The organism is Streptomyces sp. NPDC038280, from assembly GCF_055600045.1.
In genome coordinates this window covers 177,834-196,676 of sequence record NZ_JBVJYZ010000005.1, presented here as the reverse complement: position 1 = coordinate 196,676, position 18,843 = coordinate 177,834, and the positions used below count along the sequence as shown (strand labels likewise).

The 18,843-nt window shown below is 70.0% G+C and carries 15 protein-coding genes; 9 read left to right on the top strand and 6 right to left on the bottom strand.

Going from position 1 to position 18,843, the window contains the following annotated elements; all coding sequences use genetic code 11:
- Nucleotides 1-19: 19 nt before the first annotated feature.
- From ACZ7J0_RS13995 to ACZ7J0_RS13970, 6 genes are all read left to right on the top strand, one after another.
- Nucleotides 20-871, top strand: coding sequence for a M24 family metallopeptidase (locus ACZ7J0_RS13995; RefSeq protein WP_470887079.1), 852 nt, complete (start codon nucleotides 20-22; stop codon nucleotides 869-871).
- On the top strand, nucleotides 871-2,637 hold the full coding sequence (locus ACZ7J0_RS13990; protein WP_470887077.1) for an SDR family oxidoreductase: 1,767 nt from the start codon (nucleotides 871-873) through the stop codon (nucleotides 2,635-2,637). The genes ACZ7J0_RS13995 and ACZ7J0_RS13990 overlap by 1 nt, the downstream gene beginning before the upstream one ends.
- A complete protein-coding gene (locus tag ACZ7J0_RS13985) occupies nucleotides 2,634-3,545 on the top strand; it encodes a metal-dependent hydrolase (protein ID WP_470887075.1) in 912 nt (303 codons plus the stop codon). Before ACZ7J0_RS13990 ends, ACZ7J0_RS13985 begins: the two co-directional genes overlap by 4 nt.
- A gap of 12 nt (nucleotides 3,546-3,557) precedes the next feature.
- Entirely contained in the window at nucleotides 3,558-4,499 is a 942-nt protein-coding gene (locus ACZ7J0_RS13980) for a MerR family transcriptional regulator (RefSeq protein ID WP_470887073.1), read from the top strand.
- 122 nt (nucleotides 4,500-4,621) lie between these two features.
- Nucleotides 4,622-5,164, top strand: coding sequence for an RNA 2'-phosphotransferase (locus tag ACZ7J0_RS13975; protein WP_470887071.1), 543 nt, complete (start codon nucleotides 4,622-4,624; stop codon nucleotides 5,162-5,164).
- Nucleotides 5,165-5,239: 75 nt separating this feature from the next.
- Nucleotides 5,240-5,698 (top strand): hypothetical protein, encoded by a 459-nt coding sequence (locus ACZ7J0_RS13970; RefSeq protein ID WP_470887069.1) that lies wholly within the window; start codon nucleotides 5,240-5,242, stop codon nucleotides 5,696-5,698.
- Here ACZ7J0_RS13970 and ACZ7J0_RS13965 read toward each other — a convergent pair.
- Complete coding sequence (locus ACZ7J0_RS13965) at nucleotides 5,695-6,591, bottom strand: LLM class flavin-dependent oxidoreductase (RefSeq protein ID WP_470887067.1); 897 nt, start codon at nucleotides 6,589-6,591, stop codon at nucleotides 5,695-5,697. The genes ACZ7J0_RS13970 and ACZ7J0_RS13965 overlap by 4 nt on opposite strands.
- A 179-nt stretch (nucleotides 6,592-6,770) precedes the next feature.
- Between ACZ7J0_RS13965 and ACZ7J0_RS13960 the strand changes: the two genes are divergently transcribed.
- On the top strand, nucleotides 6,771-7,619 hold the full coding sequence (locus ACZ7J0_RS13960) for a Cof-type HAD-IIB family hydrolase (RefSeq protein WP_470887065.1): 849 nt from the start codon (nucleotides 6,771-6,773) through the stop codon (nucleotides 7,617-7,619).
- 91 nt (nucleotides 7,620-7,710) lie between these two features.
- Here ACZ7J0_RS13960 and ACZ7J0_RS13955 read toward each other — a convergent pair whose 3' ends face one another.
- The 4 genes from ACZ7J0_RS13955 to ACZ7J0_RS13940 are packed head-to-tail and all read right to left on the bottom strand — an operon-like array spanning nucleotide 7,711 to nucleotide 15,546.
- Complete coding sequence (locus tag ACZ7J0_RS13955) at nucleotides 7,711-9,417, bottom strand: sensor histidine kinase (protein WP_470887063.1); 1,707 nt, start codon at nucleotides 9,415-9,417, stop codon at nucleotides 7,711-7,713.
- A gap of 20 nt (nucleotides 9,418-9,437) precedes the next feature.
- On the bottom strand, nucleotides 9,438-13,007 hold the full coding sequence (gene cydD, locus ACZ7J0_RS13950) for a thiol reductant ABC exporter subunit CydD (RefSeq protein ID WP_470887061.1): 3,570 nt from the start codon (nucleotides 13,005-13,007) through the stop codon (nucleotides 9,438-9,440).
- A gap of 7 nt (nucleotides 13,008-13,014) precedes the next feature.
- Complete coding sequence (gene cydB, locus ACZ7J0_RS13945) at nucleotides 13,015-14,019, bottom strand: cytochrome d ubiquinol oxidase subunit II (protein ID WP_470887059.1); 1,005 nt, start codon at nucleotides 14,017-14,019, stop codon at nucleotides 13,015-13,017.
- An 18-nt stretch (nucleotides 14,020-14,037) separates the two neighbouring features.
- Nucleotides 14,038-15,546, bottom strand: a complete 1,509-nt coding sequence (locus ACZ7J0_RS13940) for a cytochrome ubiquinol oxidase subunit I (protein WP_470887057.1) — start codon at nucleotides 15,544-15,546, stop codon at nucleotides 14,038-14,040.
- Nucleotides 15,547-15,748: 202 nt separating this feature from the next.
- Here ACZ7J0_RS13940 and ACZ7J0_RS13935 point away from each other — a divergent pair, with 202 nt between their 5' ends.
- Nucleotides 15,749-16,132, top strand: coding sequence for a cyclophilin-like fold protein (locus ACZ7J0_RS13935; protein ID WP_470887055.1), 384 nt, complete (start codon nucleotides 15,749-15,751; stop codon nucleotides 16,130-16,132).
- A gap of 32 nt (nucleotides 16,133-16,164) precedes the next feature.
- Here ACZ7J0_RS13935 and hisC read toward each other — a convergent pair whose 3' ends face one another.
- A complete protein-coding gene (hisC, locus tag ACZ7J0_RS13930; protein ID WP_470887053.1) occupies nucleotides 16,165-17,259 on the bottom strand; it encodes a histidinol-phosphate transaminase in 1,095 nt (364 codons plus the stop codon).
- A gap of 357 nt (nucleotides 17,260-17,616) precedes the next feature.
- Between hisC and ACZ7J0_RS13925 the strand changes: the two genes are divergently transcribed.
- A complete protein-coding gene (locus ACZ7J0_RS13925; protein ID WP_470887051.1) occupies nucleotides 17,617-18,723 on the top strand; it encodes a LacI family DNA-binding transcriptional regulator in 1,107 nt (368 codons plus the stop codon).
- The last annotated feature ends 120 nt before the right edge of the window (nucleotides 18,724-18,843 follow it).

Below are 18,843 nucleotides of genomic sequence, written 5' to 3'. Positions count from 1 at the left end.
CACGGGACGGACGGGTGGCATGGCCTCAGCGGTCTCAGCTTTGAACACCGAACTCGACGCGGAGCTGCGAGGGTTCAGAGAAGTGCAGCGCCTCTCCTACGCGTGCGCGGAGGCCGTCGCGGCGCAGCTCAAGCCGGGCGTGACCGAGCGCGAGGCGGCCCGGATGCAGCGCGACTGGCTGCGGGAGCGGGGCGTGCGGGACTGGTTCCACATGCCCTTCGCCTGGTTCGGGGACCGCACGGCGTTCGTGAACTTCCGCATCCCACTGCAGTTCTTCCCGACGAACCGGAAGCTGGAGCCGGGGATGCCGTTCATCCTCGACATGGCCCCGGTCCACAAGGGCTACACCGCCGACATCGGGTATTCGGGCTGCCTCGGCCTCAACCCCGTGCACGACAAGCTGCTCGCCGATCTCCAGGCGCACCGGGAGCTGATCCTGCGGGAGGTGCGCGAGCGCCGCACGCTGCGGGAGATCTACGAGGACGTGGACCGGCTCATGGTCCGCCAGGGGTATGCCAACCGGCACCGCGCGTACCCCTTCGGCGTCATCGCTCACAAGATCGACCGGGTGAAGGAGCGCCGCTGGTCACCGACGCTGTTCGGCTTCGGCACCCAGTCGCTCAAGGGTCTCGCGAGCGATGCGGTCCACGGTCACCGGGACGGCTGGTCGCCGCTCTGGTCGCCGTACAAGTTCTCCGACCACCCGCCCCGGCCGGGGCTCTGGGCGGTCGAGCCGCACCTCGGATTCCGGGGTACGGGCGCGAAGTTCGAGGAGATCCTGGTGGTCACCGACTCCAAGGACCCCGAGCAGAGCGCGTTCTGGCTGGACGACGATCTGCCGCATGTGCGGCGCTGGGCGGAGGGCGTGTGATGGCGGGGCTGACGGGGGCGCGGGAGCGCTGGGTGCGTACGGGCGGCATCAAGTTGTGCGTCGCGGAGCTGGGGGACGAGAGCCGGCCGACCGTGATGCTGGTGCACGGCTACCCGGACTCCAAGGAGGTCTGGTCCGAGGTCGCCACCCGGCTCGCCGAGCGGTTCCATGTGGTGCTGTACGACGTCCGGGGACACGGCCGCTCCACGGCGCCGGCCCCCCTGCGCGGCGGCTTCACCCTGGAGAAGCTCACCGACGACTTCCTGGCGGTGGCCGAGGCGGTCAGCCCGGACAAGCCGGTCCATCTGGTCGGGCACGACTGGGGATCCGTACAGGCCTGGGAGTTCGTCACGGTCCCCCGCACCGAGGGCCGCATCGCCTCGTTCACCTCGATGTCCGGTCCTTCGCTCGACCACTTCGGGCACTGGATCAAGCAGCGGATGACCCGGCCGACACCGCGGAGGATCGGCCAGCTGCTCGGCCAGGGCGCCAAGTCCTGGTACGTGTACATGCTGCACACGCCGGTGCTGCCGGAGCTCGCCTGGCGCGGGCCGCTCGGCAAGCGGTGGCCCACGATTCTCCAGCGGATGGAGAAGGTGTCCGCCAGTGACTACCCGACGCCCTCGCTGCCGACGGACGCCGCCCACGGCGCCTGGCTGTACCGCGACAACGTCCGGGCCCGGCTGCGCCGGCCCCGCGCCGACGCCTACGCGCACGCACCGGTCCAGCTGATCACACCGACCGGTGACGTCTTCCTGTCCGAGCGCCTCTACGACGACCTGTCGCACTGGGCGCCCGAGCTGACGCGCCGGTCGCTGCCCGCCAAGCACTGGGTGCCGCGCACCCGCCCGGACCAGCTGTCCGCCTGGATCACCGACTTCGTCACCACGCACGAGGACCCGGCGGCCAGGGCACCCGTCACACCCCTGAAGGGCAGGCACGCCGACCGTTTCGCCGGTCAGCTGGTCCTGGTCACGGGCGCCGCCAGCGGAATCGGCCGGGCCACGGCCTTCGCGTTCGCCGAGGCGGGAGCGCGGATCGTCGCCGTGGACCGGGACGCCGAGGGAGCCGCCCGTACGGCCGAGATGTCCCGGCTGATCGGCTCCCCGGAGGCATGGGGCGAGGCCGTCGACGTCAGCGACGAGCAGGCGATGGAGAAGCTCGCCGAGAAGGTCGCCACCGAATACGGCATCGTCGACGTGCTGGTGAACAACGCCGGTATCGGCCTGACCGGCTCCTTCTTCGAGACGAGCAGCGAGGACTGGAAGCGGGTCCTCGACGTGAATCTCTGGGGCGTCATCCACGGCTGCCGGATCTTCGGCAAGCAGATGGCCGACCGCGGCCAGGGCGGCCACATCGTCAACACCGCCTCCGCCGCCGCCTTCCAGCCCTCCCGCGCCCTCCCCGCCTACGCGACCTCCAAGGCGGCGGTGCTCATGCTGAGCGAGTGCCTGCGGGCCGAGCTGGCCGGCCAGGGCATCGGTGTCAGCGCGATCTGTCCCGGGATCGTCAACACCAACATCACCGCCACTGCTCGGTTCGCCGGGGCCGACGAGCAGGAGGAGAAGCGCAAGCAGAAGCAGGCCTCACGGCTGTACGGGCTGCGCAACTATCCGCCGGAGAAGGTCGCCGACGCGATCCTGCGCGCGGTGGTGAGGAACCAGGCGGTCGTCCCCGTGACCCCGGAGGCGCGCGGCGCCCACCTGTTGTCCCGCTTCACACCCAAGGCCCTGCGCGCGATAGCGCGGTTGGAGCCGCCGGCATGAGCGGGGCGCAGGAGCGCCACGAGATCTCACCACGCCGGGTGTCCTTCGACTGGGACGAGACCCCACTTCACTGGATACCGGGCGAGCCCACCGCCACCCACGTCATCAATGTGCTGCATCTGCTGCTGCCGGCCGGGGAGCGGTGGTTCGTCAAGGTCTTCAAGGAGGCTCTGCCACTGGTCGAGGACCCGGAGCTGCTCAAGGACGTCAAGGGCTTCATGGGCCAGGAGGCGACCCACAGCGTCCAGCACGCGTACGTGCTGGATCACCTGGCCGCGCAGCGGCTCGACACCTCCGCCTACACGAAGCACGTCGACTTCCTCTTCGAGAAGCTGCTGGGCGAGACACCGCCGTTCGGTGCCCCGATACCGACGCAGGAGTGGCTGCGCTTCCGGCTCTCGCTGATCGCCGCGATCGAGCAGTTCACGGCGGTCCTCGGGAACTGGGTGCTGCACGCCGAGGCGCTCGACCGGTCCGGCACCGACGAGATCATGCTGGACCTGCTGCGCTGGCACGGCGCTGAGGAGGTCGAGCACCGGGCCGTGGCCTTCGACATGTACCAGCACTGCGGTGGCACGGGACTGCCGCGCTACGCCCGCCGCGTCGAGGGCATGGCCGTCACCGCTCCCGTCCTGCTGTGGCTGTGGGCGTGGGGCGCCTCGTACCTGATCCGGCACGACCCCCAACTGGCAGGCCGGCTCCGCTATTCGCTCCGGGAGCACAACAGGGCGGTCGCCAAGGGGTTGCTGCCGAGCTGGCGCGAGATCGGCGCGGCCATACCCCGCTACCTGCGGCGGTCGTACCATCCCTCGCAGGAGGGTTCGCTGCGCAAGGCCGTCGAGTACCTCGCGTCCTCGCCCGCGGCCCGTACCGCGGCGGGCGTCGTGGGCCGCGCCGCGATGGGGTAGTAGGGAGCGGTCTTGTCCGACCAGACGACAGCCGAATACCGGATCGAGGACCTGGCACACCACAGTGGCGCCACGGTCCGGACGATCCGTGCCTACCAGGACCGCGGGCTGCTGCCCAAGCCGGAGCGGCGCGGCCGGGCGAATGTGTACGGGGACACCCATCTGGCGCGGCTGCGCCAGATCGCCGATCTCCTCGACCGGGGATACACCCTGGCCTCCATCAAGGAGCTGCTGGAGGCCTGGGACGCGGGACGCGGACTCGGCGGCGTCCTCGGCCTTGTGGCCGAGGTCGACGGACCCTGGACGGACGAGAAGGCGGACCGCATCTCCCGTACGGAGCTCGACGCGACCTTCGGCGGCACGCCGGACGAGGACGCCGTGCGGGAGGCGGTCGAGCTGGGTGTTCTGGAACGGATTCCCGGGAAGGACGATGAATTCCTGGTGCCCAGTCCCCAGGAGCTGGCGGTCGCCGCCGAGTTGTACGCGGCGGGCGTTCCGCTGATGGCAATCTCCGGACATCTCAAGGAGCTTCGCGGCCAGGTGGAGCACATCGCCTCCCGCTTCCTGGAGTTCACCACCGAGCATGTCTTCGCCCGGTATCTGGAGCATCGGCCGCCGACCGACGCGGATGCCGCCGAGGCGGCGTCGATGGTGCGGCGGCTCCGGCCGCTCGCCCAGCAGACGGTGGACGCCGAACTCGCCCGCGCCATGCGACTGTTCGCCACTCGGCACCTTCAGCAGCACCTGACCGCCGACCCGGTGGCGCCACGGGACGACGAACCACGCCAGGTGACACTCCCCGCGGGCACGATCCGTGCGGTGGACAGCCTGGTTGGCCGGGCCAACACGGCCGCGTTCATCGCCGCCGCCGCCGAACGAGAAGTCCAGGCAAGGACATTGGACGCACTTGCCTCAAACCGCTTTCATGACGGTCAACTTGGTCAAAAGGCTTGAAATACAAGGTTAGTTGTCCACAGAATCGCCAATTCCCCTGTGGATAACCCGACTTGGTTGTGGATCAAACATCCCCTCCAAAATTAATCACCCGTCGAGCCGGCGTCGGGCATCCTGACCCGATGGACGAACGACGCACCGTGAAGGTGTCCAAATACCTCTCGAAACACCTGCGGCACCAGCCCGAGCGCATCGGACTCGTCCTCGACCCGAACGGCTGGGTGCCGATCGACGAGCTGCTGCGGGCGACGGCCGCCCACGGCTTCGTGATCACCCGCGGCGAGCTGAACCATGTCGTCGCGGTGAACGACAAACAGCGGTTCACGATCGACGGAGACCGCATCCGCGCCAACCAGGGCCATACGGTCGAGGTGGACCTGGACCTGCCACCGACCGAGCCGCCCGCGTACCTCTACCACGGTACGGTCGCCCGCTCACTGGACGCGATCCGCGCCGAGGGCCTGCGCCCCATGGCCCGGCACCATGTTCACCTCTCCCCGGACCGCGAGACCGCCACGCGCGTGGGGGCCCGCCGGGGCCGCCCGATCGTGCTGTCCGTGGACGCCGGAGCGATGTACCGCGCGGGTCATGTCTTCCGGGTCAGCGCCAACGGCGTCTGGCTCACCGACGCCGTGCCGCCGGAGTACCTGCGCTTCCCGAACTGAGCCGGGAGCCGGACTCGGAGCCGCCCCCGTGCCGCGAACCGGTGGGCCTGACGGCCCTGCGGCATGATCGTCCGTATGGGACACCACCCGCACCTGCCGACCACCGAGTCCGCCGTCCGCGCGATCCGCGAGATCGCCGAGGAGTACCGGCGGGAGATGGTCGTCACCGATGACATCGGCGCCGATCAGACCTCCCGGCGCACATCGGCCGGGGCCTTCACGGTCCTCGACCCGGACGGCACCCTTCCGCACGAGGCGTTCATCGAGCTCGGGGGCTCACCCCGACTGACCGTCCGGCTCTTCCCGGAGGACGACGCGAAGATCGAGGTCGACGGCGCGGAGTTCGACGACGTACCCCGGGACTCCGTCCCCGCGTTCCTCCGCTCCGTCTACGGAGACCTCGCCCATGTGAAGGGCAGGTTCTTCCCGCCCGGGTGGTGGCTGATCGTGCCGCTGCCCGGAGACGAGACGTACAAGGAACTCGTCCTGACCGGCACGCTCACCCGCTGGCTGAGCAGCCGGGTCCGTCGCTAGCGGCCGCCCAGCTGGGCAAGCCCCTCCGTGGCGATCCGCTCGAAGACCGCCTGATCCGCCGCGAAGACCGAATCCGCGATCGGAGCGTGCAGCACGATCTCGTCGAAGCCCAGCTCGTAGTGACGGCCGGCGAAGTCGACAAACGCGTCGAAGGACTCCAGCGGCCGGTCCGGGGTGAACCCGGTGAGCAGGATCTTGTCCAGCTCGGCCACGTCCCGGCCCACATCCGCGCACGCCTTGCCGAGCTTCTCGATCTGTCCCCGGATCGCCTCGCGCGACTCCTCGGGCGTCCCGGACTCGAACAGCTTCGGATCCCCCGTCGTCACCCACGCCTGACCGTGCCGCGCCGCCAGCTTCAGACCCCGCGGACCGGTGGCGGCCACGGCGAACGGCAGTCGCGGGCGCTGGACGCATCCGGGGATGTTCTGTGCCTCCTCCGCCGAGTAGAACGTCCCGCGCTCGGAGACGGTGTCCTCACTCAGCAGCCGGTCGAGCAGCGACACGAACTCGGCGAACCGGTCCGCGCGCTCCCGAGGCGTCCACGGCTCCTGTCCCAGGGCGGTGGCGTCGAAGCCGATGCCACCCGCGCCGATGCCCAGCGTGATCCGGCCGCCGGAGATGTCGTCCAGCGAGATCAGTTCCTTGGCGAGCGTGACCGGGTGCCGGAAGTTCGGCGAGGTCACCAGCGTGCCGAGGCGTATCCGCTCGGTGGCGGCGGCCGCGGCGGTCAGGGTCGGGACGGCACCGAACCACGGGCCGTCGCGGAAGGTCCGCCAGGACAGGTGGTCGTAGGTGTACGCGGCGTGGAAACCGAGCCGCTCGGCTCGGACCCACTCATCGCGGCCACCAGCGTGCCAACGGCGGGACGGGAGGATCACGGTGCTCAGGCGCATGGACCGACCCTACGCTGCCCCACTGACAACGCGCGTACGCCCATTCAACCCCGCTCGGTCCCGGTCATCCGCTGCCACCGCACGACCGCTCCACGCCCCGGCCACGCACAGCGAGCATCCGTGCACTCAAATGTGCGCCCTCCCGCACGCCCGTGCGCTCCGTACGGGAGAATGAACCCGTGACCTCATCCCGCTCTCCGCGTCCCCCCGCCCCGAAGCCCCGGCTGATCGCCACCGACCTGGACGGCACCCTGCTGCGCGACGACAAGTCCGTGTCGGAGCGCACCATCGCCGCCCTCGCCGCCGCGGAGAAGGCCGGGATCGAGGTCTTCTTCGTCACCGGCCGCCCGGCCCGCTGGATGGACGTCGTCAGCGACCATGTCCACGGCCACGGCCTCGCGATCTGCGCCAACGGCGCCGCGGTCGTCGATCTGCACGCGGGCGGCAAGCTGATCGAGGTGCGCCCGCTGCACCGGGACACCGCCCTGCACGTCGTGCGGACCCTGCGCGCCTCGGCCCCCGGCACCTCGTTCGCGGTCGAGCTGGCGACCGGTATCCACTACGAGCCGCACTACCCGCCCTTCCACCTGGACCCGGGCGCGACCGTCGCCACCGCGGAGAAGCTGCTGTACGAGGAGGAGCCGGGGGCCGGCACGCCCGTGCTGAAGCTGCTCGCCCACCACCCCGAGCTGGCACCGGACGACTTCCTGACCCTGGCCCGTTCGGCCGCGGGAGAGCATGCCTCCATCACCCGCTCCAGCCCCACGGCCCTGCTCGAGGTGAGCGGGCTGGGCATCTCCAAGGCGTCGACGCTCGCGCTCTGCTGTGCCGAGCGCGAAATCTCCGCCGACGAGGTCGTCGCCTTCGGAGACATGCCCAACGACGTGGAGATGCTGACCTGGGCGGGCACCTCGTACGCGATGGGCAACGCGCATCCGGACGTGATCGCCGCCGCGTCCGGACGTACCGTCGCCAACAACGAGGACGGCGTCGCGGTGGTCATCGAGCAGATCCTCAAGGATTTCTGAGAGGGCTTCCGACAAGCGGGACTCCGAGCGGGGAACTCCGAGGAGAGACGGGGAGCACCCCGGAGGCGCGGGGGAGCGTCGGCGCCATGGACTACAGGGGGGCCTGCCAGAAGACGGTGGCGCCTCCGCCGTCCTTCCCGAGGCCGGGGCCGCACCAGCTCGACCCGCCCAGCGACTCGGCCCGCCGGGCCAGATTGCGCAGTCCGCTGCGCCGGCCGCCCTCCGGGATGCCCACCCCGTCGTCCGCCACCGACAGCCGGACCGCTTCGGTGCCGTCGGGGAGCCGCGCGGTCGCGTCGACGGTGACCTCGATACGGCTCGCCCTCGCGTGCCGGAAGGCATTGGACAGCGCCTCGCGCAGGGCCGCGATGAGGTTCTTGCCGGGGAGGTCGCCGACGGTCGCGTCGATCGGTCCGACGAAGCGGTGCCCCGGCTTGAAGCCAAGGGGCACGGACGCCATGTTGATCTCCCGCAGTATGCGGGTCCGCAGTCCGGACGGCGCCTCGGCCGGCCCCTGCTGAAGCGCGAAAATGGCCGTACGGATCTCCTGGATGGTCACGTCCAGTTCGTCCACGGCCTTGCCGACACCCTCCTGGACGGCGGGGACGACGGAGGTGCGCTGCGCGCTCTCCAGCATCATCCCGGTGGCGAACAGCCGCTGGATGACCAGGTCGTGGAGATCACGGGCGATCCGGTCGCGGTCCTCGAAGACGGCGAGGCGCTCGCGGTCCCGCTGGGCGTCCGCCATCATCAGCGCGAGCGCGGCCTGCGAGGCGAACTGGGTGGCCAGTGTGCGCTCGGTCTCGGAGAACGGTCTGCCGCCACGCGCGCGGGGCGTGGCCAGGGCGCCCAGCACCCGCCCGCCGCTGTGCAGCGGCAGGATCATGCTCGGCCCGTACCGCTCCGCCAGCCTGGTGAGCATCCGGAGATCGGTGGCCGCGTCGGACACGAAGACGGGCTCTCCCCCGAGCACCCGTTGGACGACCGGGCTCTCCGGGGGCATGACGATCCCGAGTGACTCCGCCGGCTGGTCGGAGGAGACGGCGACGATCTCCAAACCACCCTCCCGCGCCGGCAGGAGGACGATGCCGGCGGCCGAGTCGGCGAGCCGGCGGGCCTGTTCGGCGACGACGGCGAGCGCGTCGTCGGCGTCGCCACCGGACAGCAGGGCGGTGGTGACCGCGACCGAGCCGTCGATCCAGCGCTCGCGCTGCCGCGCCGCCTCATACAGACGGGCGTTGCCGATGGCGATCCCGGCCTCGGTGGCGAGCACCCTCACCATGTGCAGGTCGTCGTCGGTGAACTCGCCGCCGTTGATCTTCTCGGAGAGATAGAGATTGCCGAAGATCTCGCCCTGGACCCGGATGGGGACCCCGAGGAAGGTCCGCATCGGGGGATGGCCGGCCGGAAATCCGGCCGCGCGCGGGTCCTTCGTCAGATCGGCGAACCGCATCGGCTCGGGATGGTGGATCAGCGCGCCGAGCAGGCCGGCCCGCCCGTCCGGCCGCCGTCCGATCGATCGGGCGATCTCCTCGGAGACCCCATGGGTGACGAAGTCGGAGAGACCCTGGCCCTCCGCGTCGACCACGCCGATCGCGGCGTAGCGCGCGCAGGCCAGCTCAGCGGCGGTCTCGCAGATCCGGTCGAGCGTCGCGTGCAGTTCGAGTCCCGTGCCGACCGATCGCATGGCCTCCAGGAGTTGGGGGACTCGCGCGGTCAGCTCGGTCGACAGGCCCTGGAGGCTGTGGGCCGCCCGTCTCGCGGCATCGCCGGAATCCTTGCGTTCGGGCACTGTCATGCCCTTGAGACTAGTAAGCCCTATTTAGCGAGGAAAGTCGGCTTCCGCTCTCCGCCCTCACCGGGAGCAGCAGCCGCGCCGAGCAGGTCACTCTCGCGCTCCCTCTCCAGCATCCGCCGCAACGGCCCCTCCTGGGCCGCGAGCTCCTGGTACGGGCCACGCTGCACGGCTCGGCCACCGTCGAGCACGACCACCTCGTCGACCGCGTCGAGTCCGTGGAGCCGATGGGTGATGAGCACGGTCGTCCGGCCCTCGGTGGCCCGCAGCAGATCGTCGGTGAGCGCGTCCGCCGTGGCCAGGTCGAGATGCTCGGCCGGTTCGTCGAGGACGAGCACCGGAAAGTCCGCGAGAAGCGCGCGGGCCAGCGCGAGACGCTGCCGCTGGCCGCCGGAGAGCTGGGCGCCGTGCTCGCCCACGGGGGTGTCGATGCCGGCGGGCAGCGAGTCCACCCACTCCAGCAGCCGTGCCCCGGCCAGCGCGCCGCGCAGCTCGCCCTCGGTCGCACCGGTTCGAGCGAGGCGCAGGTTTTCCCGGAGGGTACTGTCGAAGATGTGCGCGTCCTGCGCGCAGAGCCCGACGAAGCGGCGGACGGCGTCGGTTTCCAGCGCCGTAGCGTCGACGCCGCCGAGCCGGTACGTCCCCTGCCGCGCGTCCAGGAACCGCAGCAGCACCTGGGCGAGGGTGGTCTTCCCGGAACCTGAGGCGCCGAGGACGGCGATGCGCCGCCCCGCCTCGATCCGCAGATCGATACCGCTGAGCGCGTCCCGCTCCTGACCGGCGTACCGGGCGGACAGCCCCCGCAGCTCCAGAGGGAAGGGGCTGCTCGGCAGCTCTGCCGGGTGCTCCGGCTCCTGGACGGGAGCGGGCGCGTCCAGCACTTCGTGGACGCGCTCGGCACTGCGCTTGACCCGCTGCCGGTACTGGACGGCGAGCGGCAGCCCGGTGACGGCCTCGAAAGCGGCGAGCGGAGTGAGGACGACCACCGCGAGGGCGACGCCCTCCAGCCGCCCGTCCCGCACGGCCTGGACGCCGGCGAACGCGGCGGCCGCCACAGTGATGCCGCAGAACAGCGCCGAGAGTCCGGCACCGAGGGCGGTGGCGGCGGCCTGCCGCGAGGCGATACGGGTGAGCCGGCGATCGGCGTCCCGCGTCTCGCCGATTCGGGTGGCGAGCGCGCCGGCCACCGTCAGCTCGGCGCATCCGCGCAGCAGATCGACGACGCCGGTTGCCAGCGCCCCCCGAGCGGGGGCGAGTTGCCGCTCGGCCAGCCGCGCCAGCGCGCCACCGGCCATGGGAACGGCCACACCGGCGGCCAGCAGCGCGATGGCGAGAACGGCACCGGCCTCGGGCAGGAGCCACGCTGTGAAGCCCACGGACGCGGCCCCCACGACCAGGGCGGTCCCGGCGGGGAGCAGCCACCGCAGCCAGTAGTCCTGCAGTGCGTCCACGTCGGAGACCAGCCGGGACAGAAGATCCCCACGCCGCACCTGCCGCAGCCCGGCCGGGGCGATGCGCTCAAGGCGCCGGTAGACGGTGACCCGCAGCTCGGCGAGCATCCGCAGCACGGCATCGTGCGACACCAGCCGCTCGGCGTACCGGAAGACGGCCCGCCCGATCCCGAACGCGCGCGTCGCGGTGACGGCGACCATCAAATACAGCACGGGCGGCTGTTCGGAGGCGCGCGAGATGAGCCATCCGGATACGGCCATGAGCCCGACGGCCGATCCGAGGGCCAGGCTCCCAAGCAGCAGCCCGAGCGCCAGCCGCCCCCTCAGTCCCCCGGCCATCGCGCGCACCCGCGCGAGCGCACCTCTGCGCGTCCCGGTGTGAGCACCCGGGTCAGCGGCTCGCGGCTCCTCGGACCCGGAGCTCTCCGGCCGCACCGCACTCGACGCCGGCACCACCGCGGACCCTCCTTCGGCGGGTGTGCCCACGGGGGAGCTCGCGCCGGAAGGGCTGAGCGTCACCACCCGGTCCGCGACGGCCAGCAGGGCGGGCCGGTGGACCACCAGCAGCACGGTCCGGCCCACGGCCAGTCGGCGGACCGCGTCCACGACAGCCGCCTCGGTCGTCCCGTCCAGCGCCGCCGTCGGCTCATCGAGCAGCAGCAGCGGCCGGTCGGCGAGGAACGCCCGGGCCAGTGCCAGCCGCTGACGCTGGCCGGCCGACAGACCAGCGCCGTCCTCGCCGAGCCGGGTCAGCGCTCCCTGCGGCAGCGCGTCGACGAACTCCCCTGCCCCGGCGTCCTCGAGCGCCCGGAGCACCGCCTCGTCCGAGGCGTCCGGCCGGGCCAGACGGACGTTCTCCGCGATCGTGCCCGCGAAGAGGTACGGCCGCTGCGGAACCCACGCGATCCGCTCCCGCCACCGCTCCAGGTCCAGCGACGCGAGATCGGCGCCCCCGACCCGTACCGCCCCCTCGTCCGGCGCCGCGAAGCCCAGCACCACATCCAGGAGGGTCGACTTCCCGACACCGCTCGGCCCGACCAGGGCGACGACCTCGCCCTCCGCGATCTCCAGGGAGGCCGCACCCAGCGCCGGCTCCGCCCGTCCGGCGTGGCGTACCGTCACCGCGTCGAGCTCCAGCCGGAGCGACGCCGGGACCTCTCGCGCGCCGCCTTCCCGCACCGGCGTCTCCAGCACCTCGAAGATTTCCTCGGCGGCCGCAAGGCCCTCCGCCGCCGCGTGATACTGCGCCCCCACTTGCCGGATCGGCAGATACGCCTCGGGCGCGAGGATCAGAATCACCAGCCCCGTGTACAGGTCCAGATCGCCGTGGACCAGACGCATACCGATCCCGACCGCGACCAACGCCACCGACAGGGTCGCCAGCAGCTCCAGCGCGAACGACGACAGGAAGGCGATCCGAAGCGTCCGCAGCGTCGCTTGCCGGTACTCCGAGGTGATCGCGCGGATCGACTCCGCCTGCGCCTTCGCCCGCCCGAAGACCTTCAGCGTCGGGAGCCCGGCCACCACGTCCAGGAAGTGGCCCGAGAGGCGGGACAGCAGCTTCCACTGGCGGTCCATCCGGGACTGCGTGGCCCATCCGATGAGGACCATGAAGAGCGGGATCAGCGGCAGGGTCACCACGATGATCGCCGCCGAGACCCAGTCCTCGGTGACGATCCTCGCGAGGACGGCGACCGGCACGACCACCGCCAGCCCCAGCTGGGGCAGATAGCGCGAGAAGTAGTCGTCGAGGGCGTCGACACCCCGGGTGGCGAGGGCGACCAGCGAGCCGCCCCGCTGCCCGCTCAGCCACCCCGGACCCAACCCGGCGGCCCGTTCCAGCAGCCGCCCCCGCAGCTCGGACTTGACCGCCGCACTCGCCCGATGGGCCGCCAGCTCCGTCAGCCAGGAAACCAGGCCGCGGCCCACGGCGACCGCCGCCAGCAGCAGGAGCGCCGTCCGCAGCCCGGAAACCGGAAGACCTTGCTGGAAGGCGCCCACCACCACCTCGGCGATGAGCATCGCCTGGGCGACGACCAACGCCGCCCCGACAAGGCCGAGCAGGACCACCGCCGCCAGAAAACGGCGGGTGGCTCGGGCGTACCGGAGCAGACGCGGGTCAATCGGTTTCACGTGAAACATTCCCCAGCTAGTGAGCGGCGTCGGCGAGGTGCTGCGTGCCGATCCGCTTGCGGAACACCCAGTACGTCCAGCTCTGGTAGAGCAGGACCAACGGCGTGGCGATCGCCGCACACCAGGTCATGATCTTGAGCGTGTACGGACTCGACGACGCGTTGGTGACCGTGAGGCTCCACGCGGGGTTCAGCGAGGACGGCATGACGTTCGGGAAGAGCGTCAGGAAAAGCATCGCGACGGCGGCCGCGATCGTGACACCGGACAGCGCGAACGACCATCCTTCTCGCCCGGCCTTGATCGCCCCGATCGCCCCCACGAGCGCCACCACCGCGACAGCCATGGCGATCAGACTCGTGCCGTCGCCCCTTGAGGTCTGGGTCCAGACGAGGAAGCCGAGAGTCACCACGGCCGTGGCGAGCCCCAGCCGGAGAGCCAGCTTCCGAGCTCGCTCGCGGATGTCCCCGACCGTCTTGAGCGCCGCGAACACCGTCCCGTGGAAGGTGAAGAGGAGGAGCGTCACCAGGCCGCCGAGCAGGGCGTAGGGGTTGAGCAGATCCGCGAGGCCGCCGACGTACTCCATCTGTGCGTCGATCTTCACGCCGCGCACGATGTTGCCGAAGGCCACGCCCCACAGGACGGCGGGGATGAGCGAGGTCCAGAAGATCGCAGTCTCCCAGTTGCGCTGCCAGCTCTCCTCCGTCCGCTTCACCCGGTACTCGAAGGCGACACCGCGCACGATCAGACAGACCAGGATGATCAGCAGCGGGAGGTAGAAGCCGGAGAAGAGCGTGGCGTACCACTCGGGGAAAGCGGCGAAGGTCGCGCCGCCGGCCGTCAGAAGCCACACCTCGTTCCCGTCCCAGACGGGTCCGATGGTGTTGATCAGCACGCGCTTCTCGGGCCGGTCACGGGCCAGCACCTTGGTCAGGACACCGATCCCGAAGTCGAAGCCCTCCAGGAAGAAGTAGCCGATCCACAGGACGGCGATGAGCACGAACCAGACGTCGTGGAGTTCCATCGATCGATCTCCTCAGCCTCAGTACGAGAAGGCCATAGGCCGGTCGGGGTCACGGTCGTCCCCGCCGATCTTGGTGGGCGGGTTGAGGTCGGCGTCGGTGAGCTCCGGCGGTCCGGCCTTGACGTACTTCACGAGCAGCCTGACCTCGATCACGGCGAGGACGGCGTAGAGCAACGTGAAGATGACCATCGAGGTGATGACCTCGCCCTGCGAGACGCCGGGGGAGACCGCGTCGCGGGTGCGGAGCACGCCGTACACCACCCACGGCTGCCGGCCCATCTCGGTGAAGATCCAGCCCCAGGAGTTCGCGATCAGCGGGAATCCCATGGTCCAGAGCGCGACGATCCAGTACAGGGTCGCGAACTTCGGGCTCAGGGCCTTCCGCCTGAAGAGGACCAGGTTCGGTACCTCGTCGTCGCCGGTCCGCAGGCCGGGCGGCAGCAGGAACTTCTTCCGGGTCAGCCAGAGGCCGAGCATCCCGATCGAGAGCGACGCCATGCCGAAGCCGATCATCCAGCGGAATCCCCAGTAGGCGACGGGGATGTTGGGCCGGTAGTCGCCGGGACCGAACTGCTCCTGCTCGGCCTTGTTGACGTCGTTGATGCCAGGGACGAACGAGGTGAAGTCGTCGTTGGCCAGGAAGGACAGCAGGCCCGGGACCTCGATGGCGACCTTGTTGTGGCCCTTCTCGACATCGCCGTACGCGAAGATGGAGAAGGGCGCGGGCGCCTCGCCGTCCCAGAGCGCCTCGGCAGCGGCCATCTTCATCGGCTGCTGCTTGTACATGACCTTGCCGAGCAGGTCACCGCTGATGGCGGTGCCCATTCCGGCGATGATCAAGGTGATCAGGCCGAGCCGCAACGAGGTCCGCATCACCGGGATGTGCTTCTTGCGCGCCAGGTGGAAGGCCGCGATGCCGACCATGAACGCACCACCGACCAGGAACGCGGCCGTGATGGTGTGGAAGAACTGGGTGAGCGCGGTGTTCTGCGTCAGCACCAGCCAGAAGTCGGTGAGCTCCGCCCGACCGCGCTCCGCGTTGATGCGGTAGCCGACCGGGTGCTGCATCCAGGAGTTGGCGGCCAGGATGAAGTACGCCGACAGGACGGTGCCGAGGGAGACCATCCAGATGCAGGCCAGGTGGATCTTCTTGGGGAGCTTGTCCCAGCCGAAGATCCACAGGCCGATGAAGGTGGACTCGAAGAAGAACGCGATCAGCGCCTCGAAGGCGAGCGGGGCTCCGAAGATGTCACCCACGAACCGCGAGTAGTCGGACCAGTTCATGCCGAACTGGAACTCCTGGACGATGCCGGTGACCACGCCCATGGCGATATTGATCAGGAACAGCTTGCCCCAGAACTTCGTCGCCTTGAGGTACTTCTCCTTCTCCGTCCGCACCCATGCGGTCTGCAGGCCGGCGGTGAGCGCGGCGAGCGAGATCGTCAGGGGGACGAAGAGAAAGTGGTAGACGGTGGTGATGCCGAACTGCCAGCGCGCCAGAGTTTCTGGCGCCAGAGCTAGGTTCACGTCCTCTTCTCCTTACATCGCCGTGGTCGCACCGGCCGTTTGCCCCGTTAATTCCGCCCATGTCGGGAGGATCAAGACGAGCTTGTGAACGCGTTCACATTCACAAGCATTATTACTCATACGAAATCCGTACCTGCAAGGGGGGTGCCACTACCGGCGGGTACCTCTTCCCAAGAACTTCAACATATTGTTGAATCCGGCCATGAAGATCCGAATCTCCTGGCCTGCGGGCCACCTCAACGCCACCCTCGAAGAAACCCCCACGAGCAAGTCGCTCGCAGGGGTTCTCCCGATCATCTCCACCGCCCGGACCTGGGGCGAGGAGGTGTACTTCGACACTCCGGTGTCGGTCGCGCTCGAAGCCGACGCCCAGCAGGTCGTGGAACCGGGCACGGTCGCCTTCTGGACCGACGGCGACGCGCTCGCGCTTCCCTACGGCCCCACGCCCATCTCACGCGGCGACGAATGCCGCCTCGCGAGCCCGTGCAATCTGCTCGGCCGCGTCGACGGCGACCCGAGCCGGCTGGCCACCGTCCGCGACGGGGACCCGATCCGTGTGGAACTCGTCGCCGGCCAGGACGACTAGCGCCCTCCCAGCCGGTCCGGACGTCTCGAGGCTCAGATCTCCTGGAAGAAGTTCTCGGCCGTCTTCAGGAAGATGTCATTGGCCTCGGACTCACCGATCGTGACCCGCACGCCCTCGCCCGCGAACGGCCGTACCACCACACCGGCCCGCTCGCAGGCCGCCGCGAAGTCGACGGTCCGCTCGCCCAGCCGCAGCCACACGAAGTTCGCCTGCGTGTCGGGCACGGTCCAGCCCTGGCCCACGAGGCCCTCGTACACCCGGGTCCGCTCGCAGACCAACGAGCCGACCCGGCCCAGCAGTTCGTCCTCGGCCCGCAGCGAGGCCACCGCCGCGTCCTGCGCGAGCTGGCTCACGCCGAACGGCACCGCCGTCTTGCGCAGCGCCGCCGCCACCGGCTCATGGGCGACCGCGAAGCCGACCCGCAGCCCGGCCAGCCCGTACGCCTTGGAGAAGGTGCGGAGCACGGCGACGTTCGGGCGGTCACGGTAGATCTCGATGCCGTCGGGGATGTCCGTGTCCCGGACGAACTCGCGGTACGCCTCGTCCAGCACCACGAGGACGTCGGACGGCACCCGGTCCAGGAAGCGCTCCAGCTCGGCCCGACGCACCGCCGTGCCGGTCGGGTTGTTCGGGTTGCAGACGAAGATCAGCCGGGTGCGGTCGGTGATCGCGTCCGCCATCGCGTCCAGGTCGTGCACGTCGCCCTCGGTCAGCGGAACCTTCACCGAGGTGGCACCGGAGATCTGGGTGATGATCGGGTAGGCCTCGAAGGACCGCCAGGCGTAGATGACCTCGTCGCCCGGGCCCGAGGTCGACTGGAGCAGCGACTGGGCAACCCCGACCGAACCGGTGCCGGTCGCCAGATGCGACACGGGCACGCCGAAACGGTCCGCCAGCTCGTTCATCAGGCCGGTGCAGGCCATGTCGGGGTAACGGTTGAAGGCCGCGGCCGCGGCCAGTGTGCTTTCCATCACGCCGGGCAGCGGCGGGTAGGGGTTCTCGTTGGAGGACAGCTTGTACGCGACCGGGCCCTCGGCGGCCGCGGGCTTGCCCGGCTTGTAGGTGGGGATGCCGTCCAGCTCGGTGCGCAGCTTCGGGCTGGTCCCGCTCGGGCTCGTCTCGCTCACTGTGGTCCTCCTCGACCGTGCGTACCACCAATACTGCTCACCTTATGAGGATTCGCCGCCGCTGCGAATGGCTGGCGCCAGGAAGTCCTGGGGAGGGGGGAGCGCTCATTTCCCTGTCGCGCGCCGGTGGCGAGCGCCGTGGCGCGCATCCCCCGTAGTGGTGAGTTGAGACCTCTTCGAAACATCGGTCATACGGCAGGCTCGCATGGGTGGACAACCATGGGTCGCATGCAAAAACCCCCAACTCCCTTGCCTTCCAAGGCATTTGATCGTTTTCGATCATGCAGAAACGTGCCTGTCAACGAGTGAATATGCGACCGGCCCAAGCACCCGCCCTCGCCCTACTATCGGCTCGCCATGACAGCAGCAGGGAAGCACCAGGTGAGCCGGGCACAGACCCGGGGAAGCCGGCAGGGCCGAGCGGGCATCCGGGACGTGGCCGCCGCAGCCGGAGTCTCCATCACGACTGTCTCCGACGCGCTCAACGGCAAGGGCCGGCTCCCGGACGCCACCCGCCGCCATGTCCGCGAGGTCGCCGACCGGCTGGGCTACCGCCCATCGGCCGCGGCCCGAACGCTCCGTACCGGCAAGTCGGGACTCATCGGCCTGACCGTGACGACCTACGGGGATGAACCTTTCACCTTCACCGAATTCGCGTACTTCGCCGAGATGGCGAGAGCCGCTACCTCCGCGGCGCTCGCCCGCGGCTATGCCCTCGTCATCCTGCCCGCCACCTCACGCCATGACGTCTGGTCGAACGTCGCCCTCGACGGCACCGTCGTCATCGACCCCTCCGACCATGATCCGGTCGTCACCGAGCTCGTCCGTCAGGGCCTGCCCGTCGTCTCCGACGGACGCCCCGCGGGCACCCTGCCGGTGACCGCCTGGGTCGACAACGACCACGAAGCCGCCGTACTCGATCTTCTCGACCATCTCGCCGCCGCCGGCGCCCGCCGGATCGGTCTGCTCACCGGCACCACCACCGACACGTACACCCGACTGTCCACGACCGCGTACCTGAACTGGTGCGAGCGGGTGGGACAGGACCCCGTCTACGAGGCCTATCCCGCGCACGACCCGTGTGCGGGCGCCGTCGCCGCCGACCGGCTCCTCGCCCGCCCCGACCGCCCCGACGCCGTCTACGGTCTCTTCGACCCCAACGGCACCGATCTGCTCGCCGCCGCACGGCGGTACGGGCTTCGCGTCCCCGACGATCTGCTGCTGGTCTGCTGCAGCGAATCCACGGTCTACGCCACCACCGAACCGCCCATCACCACGCTCTCGCTCAAACCGCGCCGGATCGGCACGGCCGTCGTCCAACTCCTCATCGACGCCATCGAAGGGGTGGATACGGACGGTCCTGTGGAGCAGGTGATACCGACCGAACTCATCGTCCGGACGTCCTCCCAGAGGCGCCCTCCCCGGACGACGGTCAGTCCACCGCGGTCGCCCTCGCAGGACTAGACCTTCTCAATTGGGGCGAAACGACCGGTGAACCAGGGGTGGACCGGGATTCGCCACCCCTGGTGCGTCACACAGGAGGAGCCTCATTCCTATGATGGGCGCACGACACCGTGGACCTCC